Here is a 12,333-nt window from a genome sequence, read left to right as displayed (position 1 = left end):
GGACCCGCGACGCGTAGTCGTTTCCCTCGTCGCCGCTGAGCGAGTGGTCCGTGTCGCGGTCGAGGTCGGTGAGGAGGGCCGGCGCGACCAGGGCGCCCACCGAGATCTTGATTTCGACGTCGACCTTACCGGCTGTCAGCGTTAGGTAGGACGTCTGCCACGTGATGTCCAGCGGATGCGCCCAGGCCGCACTCGCTGGGAAGACGATGAGCATCGCCGCCACGAAGGGCGCCAGCACCCACGCTGACACCCTTCGCGCACGGCTGGCGGCCGTGATGGTCATCCGGTGATCGCTGCCCCGTACTCGTTCTTCGGGTCCCGGTAGATGCCGTGGATGTGGTCGGCGGCACTGCCACCCATGGACTGCGGCGAGTACTCAATGATCACGCGCGGGCCGGTCACCCGGAAATACGCGTCACCGGTGTCGGTGGTCGGTCCGTACCAGCAGAAGTAGGTGTCGTCGATGGTGGCCTCGATCTCGGCCAGGTGAGTCGTGGCGGCACCGTCGTTGGCCAACCCCGTGTACTTGCCGATCAGGGCGAGCAGCAGCTTCTTCTGTGCGTCGGTCAGCTTCGAGCCCTGCACCCCCTCATAGACGGGCTCCTTGTCGTCCTCGCCGGGTCCGTAGAGCAGGTCGATGTAACTGCTGCCGAGCACCGCGCTGGACTTGGTCGAGCCGTCCAGCGATTTCACCGTCGCATAGGCGGCATCCCAGATGTCGCCGAGCGGCTCGACCGTGGCGCCGCTGTCGGTGAAGCTGGTGGGCTGCGCACCGATGAAGCTCGGAGACAACGCCAGGTTGTCGCCGGACACGGTGGCGTTCACCGTTACGTGGTGACCGCCCCACTGCCACTGCCACGGGCTCGACGCCGACGGCGTGCCGATGAGCGCCACCCAGTAGTACTGCTGTCCGTAGGAATTGCTGCCGCCGCCGGCGAGTTCGTCATCCGCGCGCCACTCGGCCAGGACACGCTTGTAGCCGGCCTCGCTCAGGGTCGCCTTCATCACCGCGAGCCACGCCGTCTTGGACGCGTCACTCATCTTTCCCCACATCAGTCCGGCCCGGGTGAACAGGCCCTGCGGCAGATTGGACCAGCGGGCCTTCTGCTCGACGTTGGACCAGTCGAACACCGCCGAGGACTTCTCACTGTCGCTGAGCGTGCCCACGAAGGCGGTCGCGGCGCTGAGAATCGCCGCGGTCGAGGTCGAGCCGGTCAAGGAGCTGGTGGTCGCGCTGGCGGTCGCGCTGGCCGCGGCACTAGCGGTCGTGGTGACGTCGTCGGACGAGACGCATCCGCCGGTGACGCCCACGAGGGCCAGCGCGACGCCGACAGCGGCCGCGGTGGACCTGTATTGGGTGACTCTCACGGTGGCCTTTCAAGAAATAGACTGCCGACGATACGTTCACTGCGCATGCGTCAGTGAATTTCCGCAGTGAACTGCAGAGGGTGCAAGTGAACTCGGTCTTCCTTGCGAAGATGTATGCAGCAAGAGGTCGCTCGGGAGCATATGCGCACCTTCTGAACGCAGCCTGATGGCTGAACGCGCGCTGAACGAAAGCCGCCTATGGACCCTGGCGGGTTGCGCCCGCTACCCGGGGCCGTCGGTCAGACCGGCCATGGCGTCGACCGGCACCTGTCGTGGTGCCAGGACCTCTTCCGTTCGGGGCTTGCGGCGCTTGGCGACCATCCACGCGGCGGCGAGCGTCGCGGTTGCGGTCAGCCCGGCCAGCATCGCCGTGGTGTGTGCGCCGGCGCTGTCCGCGAGCCGGGCGACGGCGTTCGGCAGGCCGAGCCGGTCGAGCAGCCAGCCGGTGGCCGCCGCGGCGGTGATCAGCGCGCCGCCCGTTCGCAGCCGGGGCCCGATCCGCAGCCGGGCGAGCACGAGCAGCGCCGGCAGCGCGAGCGCCACGAGCAGCACCTGGACCAGTTCGATGCCGAGGTTTAAGCCGAGGAGGCTGAGCGCGAGTCGTCCGGTGGACAGCTGCATCTCGGCGAGGACGAAGGAGAACGCCATCCCGTGCCCGAGTCCGAACATCCCGGCCACGGTGGCTTCCCGTCCGGGAAAGAGCGGCCGGACCGCGTGTACGGCGCCGACCAGGATGCTGGCCGCGATGAACGCCTCGACCGGCCAGTCCGGTAGGTCCAGGTGGCCGAACGAACTCACCGCGAGGGCGATCGAGTGGCCGACGGTGAAGGCGAGCGTGGTGAGGCCGATCCGGCGAAGCGCCGTCCGGGTAGCGGCGAGTTCCCGCCACCGGCCGCGGTCCGCCCGCAACGGGGCCGGCAGCAGCAGGATCAGTAGGAACAGCAGATGATCCGTACCCGTCAGGATGTGGTCGCCGCCGAGCCGCACCATGGCCAGGAAGCCGCGCCACGCGCTGCCGTCGCCGAGGTCCACCGCCAGCGGCGGGATCGTCATGGTGCGGGTGTCGATCCGGATGGTGCCGACCTGCTGAGTGCCGTCGCCGTCCTCGTCGATCCGGCCGGCGCCCCAGTCCTGCCGCACCGAGACCAGTGCAAGGTGGGTGACCACTTGGTGGATGACGGCGTCATAGCCGAAGGTGAAGCGGCGCACGTCGCCGCCGGCCGGCGGGGTGAGCACCGCCTGCGCGATCAGTTCCCGGTAGGGGCCGGTGGCGGTCTGCTCGGTCTGGCTCAATGCGAGGGCGCCGACGCTGACATTCCACGCCTCGCCCTGGACGGTGGTGGGCCGGATGTGCGCGGTGAGATAGGTGCGCACGGCCTCCACCGGTATGCCGGCGGTGCTCAGGTCGATACCGCTCGCCGTGCGTAGCTCGTCGACCGGTAGCTCCAGTCGCGCGGTCACCGAGGTTTCGTGCACGTCGAGCAGGACCACCGAGTGCGGCATCGGGTGCGCGGCGGCCGGCGGCGCTCCGAGCAGGAGCGCCGCCGGTACCGCCACCGCGATCCCGGCCAGCGTGCGGCACAGCGAGATCAGCGGTGTCTTCATCAGAAGGTGAACTCTCCGCCGTAGTCGCGGGTGTGGTCGCGGTAGACGGTGTGGAAGTGGATCTGGTCCTGGAACACGATGCCGTTCTGGCTGATGAACTCGATCCAGACGCCGGGACCGTCGATCCGGACGTAGTCGCCCTGGGTGGCCAGGTCGAGCCCGCCGGAGTAGGCCACGAAGGTCTTGTTCAGGTCCTTCTCGTAGGCCTTCATCAGCATCTTGGCGGTGGCGTCGTCGACCGCTGCGACCCACGGGTGGATGGCCGCGAGGACCAGCTTCTTCTGCTTCGGCGAGAGCTTGCTGACCGAGATGCCCACCTTGGTGGTGGGGAACTGGCCGTCCTGGCCCGGCCCGAGCAGCACGTCGCCGAACGACTGGCTGAGCTTGGCCTCGGCCTGCTGGGCGGTGCTGAGGCTGCCGGTCAGCTTGGCCATGCCGTCTCGCATGATCGACATCGGCTGGTAGGTGGTGCCGTCGGTGGTGAAGCTGGTCGGCTCGACGCCGATGAAGAACGGGGTGGAGCCGGTGACCTTGCCCTTTTCGAAGGTGATGTTGACGGCGAGGTGGTGGCCGCCGAAGTGCAACTGCCAGGTGCCGTTCGTCGACGGGGTGCCGAGGAAGGCCAGGAAGTAGACCCCGCTGCCGTAGGTGAAACCGCCACCACCACCGGGACCACCGGAGGGCGGGGTGCCGGTCGGGACGTCGGTGGGCGTGGCGCTGGCGGTCGGGTCGGCGCTGGCGGTCGGGTCGGCCGGGGTGGTGGTGCTTCCCGCCGCGGCCAGCACGTCGTCGGCCTGGAGGATCTGGGTGACCTGGTCGAAGCCGGTGCCCTGGCCGGTGCCCATGGCGGCCTGCACCACGGCCTTGGCGGCGGTCAGTTGCGCGTCGCTCAGCGTGCTGAACTGGATGCCCGGCCGGGTGACGATGCCTTCCGGCAGGTTGGACCAGGTCGTGGCGTTGGCCTGGGAGAAGTCCAGCAGGACCTCCGCCTGCTGCTCGGTGGTCAGCGTGTCGACGAACGCGTTGGCGGCGTTCACGACGGTTGCCACGCCGGTGGCATTGCGGATCTGTGGCCGGGCCGCGGTGGTGCGCTTGCCGGTGTCGCCCTGGGTCGCCGCGTTCGCGGTGGCGTATCCGCCGCCGAGCAGGACGACGGCCGAGGCGGCCACGGCGACGCCGCGCCAGCGCCGTCGGGAGGGCCGCTCGCGCAGGCCCGCTTCCTTGTTCACCGAATACTCCTTGTGATTCTTGAGCCGTGGATTCCGCCACGGCGATTGGCTACCAGATTGTCGACAAAGGCATTGGGAATAAGCAAGAGGTGACAAGAAGATTTTCGTCATAGAATTTTGACAGGCGTTTCAAACCCTATTCACAAGGGTGCGAACTATCCGGGTCTGAGTTCCTCGACTATTCCGCACTGTGCGCACGGTAGCGCTGAGGATAGAGCGCACTCTGGGTCCTGGCCAGGTCAAACGCCGCCGCATTCAGCGAGCGTTCAGCAGTCAGCCAGCATTCAGATGACGTGCATATGCTGGTGGTTGACCATGCGCGCAATCGAGCGCAGTGCACCATCGGATAGGGGGGGCGTCGCAGGTTCGGGAAGCTGATTCATGAAAGGCCGGCCGGGAGGGTCACCCGAAATGGATCCGGCCGTCTTTGCCGCAGGTGTCGCATTGACGCGGCTGGTCGCGTGCGCGGTCACCGGCTTCGCCCGGTCACATCTCTGCTGCTCAGGAGCGATCATCGCGGCGAATCTGCGCGACAATGAGCGCGTGATCACCGACTCCAGCAGCGGCCATATCCTGGTCGTGGACGACGAGCCGTCCATCCGCGACGCCGTCTCGACGGCGCTGCGCTACGAAGGTTTCGACGTTGCCGAGGCCGCCACCGGCCGCCTCGCCCTGCAGCGGGCCAGCGAAAGATCACCCGATGTGGTCATTCTGGATGTGATGCTGCCCGACATCGACGGCATCCAGGTGTGCCGCCTACTGCGGGCCGCGGGCCAGGATTGCCACATCCTGTTCCTCACCGCTCGCACTCACGTGGCGAACAGGGTCACCGGCCTGCGCGCGGGTGGCGATGACTACATCACCAAGCCGTTCTCCCTCGCCGAGATCGTGGCACGGGCCGGCGCGGCGATGCGACGCAGGGCGATGTCGGTGCCCGCCGCTCCGGGGCCCGAGGTGCTCCCGCCGAACGCCGCCGTGACCCCGAGCCGGCCGCTCGTCTACGGGGATGTCGTTCTCGACCCGGACAGGCAGCAGGTGCGGCGGTCCGGGGCGTCGGTCCGCCTGACGCCGACCGAGCTTCGCCTGCTCACTTTCCTGCTCGCCAACGCCGGCCGGGTGCTGTCCAAACACCAGATCCTGGACGCGGTCTGGGACGAGGACTTCCGTGGCACGCCGAACATCGTCGAAGCGTACGTGCGCCGCCTGCGGTGCAAACTCGACCGGCACGGCCCGCCGTTGATCGAGACTGTCCGGCTCGTCGGCTACATCTTGCGCCCGCATGGCGCGGCGGCGGCTGACGCGCGGGGCGCCGATCGGTGAGAGCCCGCCGGCCGAAGCCCTTGCACCGGAGGCTGACCGTCGTGGTCGGGATGGTCCTGGCCGCGGGACTGGTGCTGGCCAACGGCGCCGTCTATCTCGCCCTGGCGGCGCACCTGCGAGAACGCCTGGACTCCGCGCTGAGCGACACCCCCATCGTGTTCATCGACCACGCGGGTGACAACCGCCCACCCGCGGACGACCCCGACGACGATCCCATGGCAGGCCCGCGGACGTCGCCGTTTCTGCAACAGACCAGCGCCGACGGCACCGTTCTGCGTACGCGGAACGGCCGCGACTTCTCCGGACGGTCCTTCACCGTCGAGCTGCCCGACACCCTGCCCGATATCGTCCGGTCCGAGCTCGCCGACCGGCCGGTGGCGTACTTCGACACGCGGTCACGTGAGCCTGCCGGCCCCCGCGTACGGGTCCAGGTCTCGACAGACGCACAAGGCCGGATCCTGGTCATCGCGCTGCCGCGCACCGAGACCGACACGACGCTCAGCCAGTTGGCGTGGATCCAGGTGGGCGCCTCGATCGGTGTGCTGCTGCTGGTGTGCGTCGCCGGCGCGGTGCTGGTGCGGGGCCGGATCAGGCCGCTGCGGAGCCTGGCCGAGGCCGTCGAGGTGCTGAGCCTCGACGACCTGGGTGCCCAGGTCCACGTCGACCCGACAACCTCCGAGGTGCGCGAGCTGGCGACCGCGACCAACGTCCTGCTCCAGCGGATGCACGAGGCACTCATCAAGGAGCGGGCCGCCCAGGAACGGCTGCGGCAGTTCATCGCTGACGCCTCGCACGAGTTGCGTACCCCGGTCGCCGCCGTGTCCGCGTACGCCCAGCTGTTCGATCTCGGCGCCAAGGACCGGCCGGCGGACCTCGCCCGGTCGATGGCCGGGATCCAGCGCGAGACCGCCCGCCTGCGAGACCTCGCCGACGACCTGCTGACGCTCGCGGCGACCGAGGACGCGCCGCCCACCGAGACCGAGGCAGTCGACGTCGCGACGGTGATCGGCCAGGCGGTCGAGGCCGCCCTGGCCGTCGACCGGCGCTGGCCGACCACCAGCTCGCTCGGACCGGGCGTCGGGGCCGTGGCGGCCGATCCGGCGGGACTGCGGCGAATATTGGACAACCTCATCGGCAACGTCCGCACGCACACGCCGCCCGGCACGTGCGCCCACGTCGAGGCCCGGCGGCAGGACCGGGACGTCGTCATCTCCGTCGCCGACGACGGCCCCGGACTCGGCGTGGAAGACCGGGCCCGGATGTTCGACAGGTTCTGGCGGGAGGATCCGTCCCGATCCCGGCAGGCCGGCGGCAGTGGGCTCGGGCTGTCCATCGCAGCCACCCTCGCCCGGTGCTGGGATGGCCACCTGTCCGCGGCGGAGAGCCCGGGCGGCGGCCTCACCGTGAGCCTCACCCTGCCCGCGTACGCCGATGAGGACGGCCCGGGATAGCCGGCCGAATACGTGAGCGAACCCTGCGCCCGGTGCCGGCTGCGGATCAGGTGCCGCGGATGGTGAACGCCTTCGAGGTGCCTCCCACGGCCTTCCCGTCACCCGGGGCGTACACCCGGTATGAATACGTCGCCTTGCCGGGCGGTGTGGCCGGCACGGTGTAGCGGCCGCTGGCGCGCACCCGCCCGGTGCTGACGTTCTTCCACGCCCCGCCCGTGTAGCGCTGCAGCCGCATGACCTTGTTCTGGTTGACCGGTGACGCCGAGCCGTTGACGTTGACGGTCGTCCCGGCGGGCACGGCCGTCTTCGCCGGCGTGGCGCTGACGGCGTACCGCAGGTAGCGCAGGAAGGCCGTGTCGACGGCGATGATCGTCCGCTCGTCCTCGCCGGACACCGGTGTCTTCGACGTGCCGGGCACCCAGGCGCAATGCAGGAACGGAGCCTGACTCGCGGGCACCGTGCGCCGATAGATTCCAGCGGAGTTGGTGCGGCCGGTCACGCCGAAGCCCGTCGACTCGACGCAACCGTTGTCGTTGCCGATCACCAGTGGCGCGCCGGGCCACGGTCGTCCGGTGTCGGTGTCCCGGACCCGCACGGTCATCACGATCGACTTGCCCTTGGTGGCGGGCTCGGGGAACGTCATGTCGACGGCGGGCCGGTGCGAGCTCCGCACCTCGACGGCCACTGGGCCGACGACCGTGCTCGGGTCGACGCTCAGCAGGTTGTAGGCCTTGTCATAGGCGGCTACGCGGCTGACCTTCACCGTGCCCTTCCAGGCGGTGGTGACCGCCACCTGCCCGGTCCAGATGCCGTCCTCCGGCGTGCCACCGGTGCGTTCCAGCCCGGCGAAGCCGTTCGGCATCGCGCTGAACTGCAGGTACGGAAAGGTGCCCTCGAGGGTGTTGAAGGTTTCCACTCCGCTGTCGTCGGTGATCCGTACCCGGACGTCGAGCATGACCGTTTGCAGGCCGGACACGGTGACCGCGGTCCGGGACAGCGAGATCGACTCGATCTTGGGAGGCGTGGTGTCCGCCGCGGGCGCGGCGCCGGCAGGCGCGGCGGGCACGAGCAGTACGGCAGCGAGAGAGATGGCGAGGGGCAGACGTCTGTGCATGATTGCCACGTCCTGAGGTCGTGCATCATCGACGGCTAGGCACACCGGGTTCACCCACAACGTACGCCTGGTGCACAACCCGGCGCGTGCCTATCGAGCGGACAGCTTCAGCAGCCGCCTTCCCTGCGCTCTTGCTCGGCGATGAACTGTTCGACGGCGGAGCGTCGGTAGCGGATGTACTCGCCGGCACGAAACCCCTTCGGGCCTTCGCCATCGGTGCGCCACTTCCGGAGAGTGCCGACAGGCACCTTGAGGAGCTGGGCGACTTCGTCGAGAGTGAGGATCTCCTCGGCGTTCGACCGGCGGACGTTGTCGCTCGTCGCTGCCAGCTTTCTCTTCAGCGCGCCGCATCTCGGCAAGGTGGTCGATGAGGCGTTGAGATCCGGCTGTGCGGGCGGTAGCCGGGTGGGTTGTCCTCTGCGGAGCGATCGGCGGTGAACCGTGCGGAGCCACCGGATCGTGGTCGCGGTAAGCGGACCGGGGGGTGTCGATCGTGGGCATACGGGAGATCTCAAGCGTCGGCCTCCGTGAGTGTCACGCACTGGCAGTGTGGGGGACAGGGGTCCGATTTCCCTCAGCTCGATGGAGTTCCGCTGGACGTGCTACGGCTTCAGTGGCGGGTTGTTCGGGTCGAGCAGGTCGTGGTCCTTCAACAGCCCGTGGAGCGGGACCCCGCTCGGGTAGTGCCCCCAGGCGTGGTCGCCGTCGCCGTCCTGGAGGCCGAGGAGCTGCCGTCGCACCGGGGTGAGGTCGGGTAGGTCCGCGGTCATGGTCTCGCGGGTCTGCACCCACCGGTAGGTGTAGGCGAAGAAGACGCCCTTGCGGGTGATCCGCGAGTGGTTGTTCGATCGGGCGTGCCAGATGCGCCGGTCGAAGAAGACCGCGTCGCCGGGGTTGGCGGTGACCTCGATCGCGTTGTCGGGGTTGGGCCATGCCATGTCGCGGCGGGGCGGTCCGTCGATCCGGTTGGTGGTGTGGCTGCCCGGCACGACCTGGAAGTTGCCGCGGCCGGTGGCGGAGAGGTCGGAGAGCCAGTAGGCGATCTTCACTGACAGGCGTGGTCGTGGGTCGGTCTCGATCTCGCGGTTCTGTCGGCCGCCGTCCTGGTGCCATTCGAACCGGAACGGTTTCTCCTCGGTCAGCGGTGGGTGCACGTCGAGGTGTGAGTGGTACACGTGAACGTTCCAGCCGAGCATCGACCACACCAGGCCGAATACTTTCGGGTGGTCGAGCAGTGGCGCCAGGTCGGTGCAGCTGTCGACCGCGTTGAGTTTGTGCAGTGAGCGGTCGGCGGCGAGTTTGCCGGCGGTGGCGTGTTCTTCATAGACCCGGTCGACGGCGGTCGTGTAGTGGGCGATCTCGTCTTCGGAGAGGACGCCGGGCACCACGAGGAAGCCGTCGCGTTCGAAGGCGGCGCGCTGTTCGCCGGTCATCGCGGTGCCCGGATGGGGGCGGGCGACGGAGGCAGGACGGTTCGTTCCGGTCATGTCCGCAGTCAAAGCGGAAAGGTGTTGCAAGCACGTATCGAGTTTTCGATATGCCGACGATATGTAGCCGGCCGGTTGCGGGGAGCGCGCGGGCCGGTCGTCGTGGCCTGCGGTGATCCCGGCACCGGCCGACCTCGGCCCGGTGCATATCATGGGCACGGGTCGGGAATGCGCTATCACCTCGGAGTGAAAACTGATGTCAGAGCTTGGCCGCGTGCTCGTGCTCGCCGGAGGGCTTTCCCCTGAGCGGGAGGTGTCGCTGCACTCCGGGCGGCGAGTGTTCGACGCGCTGCGTGGGCTCGACGTGGACGTCGAGTTCGGCGATCTGGGTCCTGACCTGATGGAAGCTCTGATCGCTGATCCGCCGTCGGTCGTGCTGCCCGTTCTGCACGGCAACACAGGCGAGGACGGCACCGTTCGGGAGGTGCTGGAGCTGGTGGGCGTGCCGTACGTCGGGGCGTCGGCCGAAGCCTGCCGGCGCGCTTTCGACAAGCCACTCGCGAAGGCGCTGATGGCCCAGGCCGGCCTTGGCACGCCGGCATCCGTGACGCTGCCGCGTGAGGCCTTCCACGACCTGGGCGCCGCCCCGTTGATCTCACTCATCCTCAAGCGGCTCGGCCTGCCCTTGTTCGTCAAGCCACGCGCCGGCGGATCGGCCTTCGGCGTCAGTCACGTCAGCGACGCGGACCAGCTGCCGGCGGCGCTGATGGCGTGCTTCGCCTACCACGACACCGCGCTCATCGAGCGGGCCGTGATCGGCGTCGAGGTCGCGGTCGGCGTAGTCGACCTGGGGGACGGGCCGGTGGCGATGCCAGCCGTCGAGATCGTTCCCCGACGGGGCATCTATGACTACGCGGCCCACTACACCGCGGGGGCGACAGAGTTCTTCTGCCCTGCCCGCCTGAGTGACCGGGCGGCAGCGGCGGTCGCGCGGGCGGCACTCACCGCGCACGCGGCGCTGGGCCTGCGCGACCTGTCGCGAACCGATCTCATCGTCGACGAGGACGACCAGGTGTTCGTCTTGGAGACGGCCGTCGCGCCCGGGCTGACCGACACCTCCACCTTCGTCATGGGCCTCGCGGCCGAGGGCTACGCCTTCGAACGCGTCTGGCTGCAACTCGCGAGGCTCGCCGAGGCGAGGGGCAGTTCAGCAGCCGGGTAGGCGGCCGCCACGGATCATCAGGTCACGTTCCACTATCTCGGCCGTGCGGCGGGTAGTCGCACCGTGACGCAGAGCCCTCCACCGGGGCGTGGGGTGAGGGTGAGTGCTCCGTCGTGTGCTTGGGCGATGCTCTTGACGATGGGCAGGCCGAGGCCGACACCCGCGTGGCCGTCGCGTATCCGTCCAGTGCCGCGCTGGAAAGGCTCGACGAACGTGGAAACCGACTGTGCGGTGAGCTTTTCGCCGGTGTTCTCGACAGCGAGCACCACGCCCTCGGGGTGAACGCTGGTCGTGATCCACACCGTGCCTACTTCCGGCAGGTTGTGGACGATCGCGTTCTGCACGAGGTTGGTAGTCATCTGCAGCAGGAGCGTGTATGAGCCGATGGTGGATGCCAGGTCGCCGGAGGTCTCGATAGTGAGGCCGCGCTTCTCGGCGAGTGGGAGGAGCGTTTCGGTGGCCTCTTCCGCTATCAGGGACAGGTCGATGTGTTCTCCGGTGTAGGACCGCCGGTCGGCGCGGCTGAGCAGGAGCAATGCTTCAGTGAGGTCGATCGCTCGGGTGTTGACGAAGTGGAGACGGTCGACAAGTGCACCGGCGTCGTGGTTCGGATCGTTGCGGGCCACATCGAGCAGTGTCTGCATGATCGCCAGCGGGGTGCGCAGCTCGTGGGAGGCGTTGGCTGCGAACCGCTGCTGCTCGGCGACCTGTGCTTCGAGCCGCGCGAGCATGGTGTCGAAGGCGTCGGCGAGCTCGCGGAACTCATCTTCGCGGCCTTCCAGCCGGATCCGGTGGGAGAGTGATCCGTCCGCGGCTTGGCGGGTGGCATTGGTGATCCGGGTCAGGGGCGCGAGCATGCGGCCGGCGAGGATCCATCCTCCCAGGAGGCCGAACATCAGCAGGAAGGCCAGCATTGCGACTGCCTTCGGGATGAAGGCGCGCTGCAGGTCGGAGCGGTCGGGTATGAACCTTATGTGGGGATTCGCCGGTCCCAGGCCGCCATCATTCAGCCCCGGGGGTCCCGGGTCGGGTCGGATCACCTCGGGTACATAACGCAGCAGGAACAACCACACCACGGCGAGTAGCAAGGCGCCGGCAAGCATGAGGAACCCCGCGTAGCTGAGGGTGAGCTTGAGGCGAACGCTCACACCAGGCGCCCTATCCACGGTCCAATCCTCACGCCCGATGCAGGCCACGGCGGCGATGATCCAGGGTTCGCACACATATGCCGTGATTCTATGGGTGGCAGCATATCGTCCGCGTACCGAAAACCACATACGTGCCGACAACACCACGCTGCGTTGACTGGCGTCATGAGTCAGCCCGACCACCGTAGTACGACTACCGAATCTGACGGTGCCCTCCGCGGCCGCGTGACAGTGTTCGATGACAGGTATCCCGGCGTGGCCAACCTCGACCCAGATCTGCTCCAGGCCCTGCGCGAAGCGGCGATGGCCGCCGCTGACGACGGCGTCGAATTCTACGTCAACAGCGGCTGGCGCTCCCCGGCGTACCAGAATGAGCTTCTTCGCGAGGCGGTCTCGAAGTACGGCTCGGAAGAGGAAGCCGCCCGATGGGTCGCCACCGCCGACACTTC

12 protein-coding genes are annotated in these 12,333 nt (G+C 68.4%); 4 read left to right on the top strand and 8 right to left on the bottom strand.

The features are described from left to right. The 4 genes from DMB66_RS42845 to DMB66_RS42830 all read right to left on the bottom strand — a co-directional run. A partial coding sequence (locus DMB66_RS42845) for a hypothetical protein (RefSeq protein ID WP_148112817.1) occupies positions 1-238 on the bottom strand: 238 nt, incomplete at its 3' end. Positions 239-279: 41 nt separating this feature from the next. Further along, positions 280-1,368, bottom strand: coding sequence for a DUF3500 domain-containing protein (locus tag DMB66_RS42840; protein WP_125809853.1), 1,089 nt, complete (start codon positions 1,366-1,368; stop codon positions 280-282). Between the two features lie 222 nt (positions 1,369-1,590). Continuing rightward, positions 1,591-2,973 carry a HupE/UreJ family protein gene (locus DMB66_RS42835; RefSeq protein WP_125809852.1) on the bottom strand — a complete coding sequence of 461 codons (1,383 nt, stop codon included), beginning with the start codon at positions 2,971-2,973 and terminating at the stop codon, positions 1,591-1,593. After that, positions 2,973-4,202, bottom strand: a complete 1,230-nt coding sequence (locus DMB66_RS42830; protein ID WP_199752954.1) for a DUF3500 domain-containing protein — start codon at positions 4,200-4,202, stop codon at positions 2,973-2,975. Before DMB66_RS42830 ends, DMB66_RS42835 begins: the two co-directional genes overlap by 1 nt. 543 nt (positions 4,203-4,745) lie before the next feature. Between DMB66_RS42830 and DMB66_RS42825 the strand changes: the two genes are divergently transcribed. Both DMB66_RS42825 and DMB66_RS42820 read left to right on the top strand, forming a co-directional pair. Further along, positions 4,746-5,522 carry a response regulator transcription factor gene (locus DMB66_RS42825; protein ID WP_233625245.1) on the top strand — a complete coding sequence of 259 codons (777 nt, stop codon included), beginning with the start codon at positions 4,746-4,748 and terminating at the stop codon, positions 5,520-5,522. A gap of 50 nt (positions 5,523-5,572) precedes the next feature. Beyond that, positions 5,573-6,973, top strand: coding sequence for a cell wall metabolism sensor histidine kinase WalK (locus tag DMB66_RS42820; protein ID WP_233625244.1), 1,401 nt, complete (start codon positions 5,573-5,575; stop codon positions 6,971-6,973). Between the two features lie 46 nt (positions 6,974-7,019). On the opposite strand, the gene DMB66_RS42815 is transcribed toward DMB66_RS42820, so the two are convergent. The 3 genes from DMB66_RS42815 to DMB66_RS42805 form a co-directional block, all read right to left on the bottom strand. Beyond that, positions 7,020-8,087, bottom strand: a complete 1,068-nt coding sequence (locus tag DMB66_RS42815) for a hypothetical protein (protein WP_125809848.1) — start codon at positions 8,085-8,087, stop codon at positions 7,020-7,022. Positions 8,088-8,194: 107 nt separating this feature from the next. After that, the gene (locus DMB66_RS42810; protein ID WP_233625243.1) at positions 8,195-8,446 is read right to left on the bottom strand and encodes an AlpA family transcriptional regulator; all 252 of its coding nucleotides are present in this window, start codon (positions 8,444-8,446) and stop codon (positions 8,195-8,197) included. 243 nt (positions 8,447-8,689) lie between these two features. Next, positions 8,690-9,574, bottom strand: a complete 885-nt coding sequence (locus DMB66_RS42805; protein ID WP_125809847.1) for a phytanoyl-CoA dioxygenase family protein — start codon at positions 9,572-9,574, stop codon at positions 8,690-8,692. Between the two features lie 196 nt (positions 9,575-9,770). Between DMB66_RS42805 and DMB66_RS42800 the strand changes: the two genes are divergently transcribed. After that, a complete protein-coding gene (locus DMB66_RS42800) occupies positions 9,771-10,736 on the top strand; it encodes a D-alanine--D-alanine ligase (protein ID WP_125809846.1) in 966 nt (321 codons plus the stop codon). A gap of 32 nt (positions 10,737-10,768) precedes the next feature. Here the strand turns inward: DMB66_RS42800 and DMB66_RS42795 are convergent, their stop codons facing one another. Next, on the bottom strand, positions 10,769-11,884 hold the full coding sequence (locus DMB66_RS42795) for a HAMP domain-containing sensor histidine kinase (protein ID WP_305026804.1): 1,116 nt from the start codon (positions 11,882-11,884) through the stop codon (positions 10,769-10,771). A 255-nt stretch (positions 11,885-12,139) separates the two neighbouring features. Between DMB66_RS42795 and DMB66_RS63055 the strand changes: the two genes are divergently transcribed. Next, on the top strand, positions 12,140-12,333 hold a 194-nt coding region (locus tag DMB66_RS63055), incomplete at its 3' end, for a D-alanyl-D-alanine carboxypeptidase family protein (RefSeq protein ID WP_233625242.1).

Source organism: Actinoplanes sp. ATCC 53533, from assembly GCF_003947245.1.
This window is presented reverse-complemented; position numbering and strand designations above follow the sequence as displayed.

Bases quoted from the DNA above. Each gene is read 5' to 3' on its own strand.
- DMB66_RS42805 (WP_125809847.1), bottom strand. From the start codon at position 9,574: ATGACCGGAACGAACCGTCCTGCCTCCGTCGCCCGCCCCCATCCGGGC.
- DMB66_RS42815 (WP_125809848.1), bottom strand. From the start codon at position 8,087: ATGCACAGACGTCTGCCCCTCGCCATCTCTCTCGCTGCCGTACTGCTC.
- DMB66_RS42820 (WP_233625244.1), top strand. From the start codon at position 5,573: ATGGTCCTGGCCGCGGGACTGGTGCTGGCCAACGGCGCCGTCTATCTC.
- DMB66_RS42800 (WP_125809846.1), top strand. From the start codon at position 9,771: ATGTCAGAGCTTGGCCGCGTGCTCGTGCTCGCCGGAGGGCTTTCCCCT.
- DMB66_RS42835 (WP_125809852.1), bottom strand. From the start codon at position 2,973: ATGAAGACACCGCTGATCTCGCTGTGCCGCACGCTGGCCGGGATCGCG.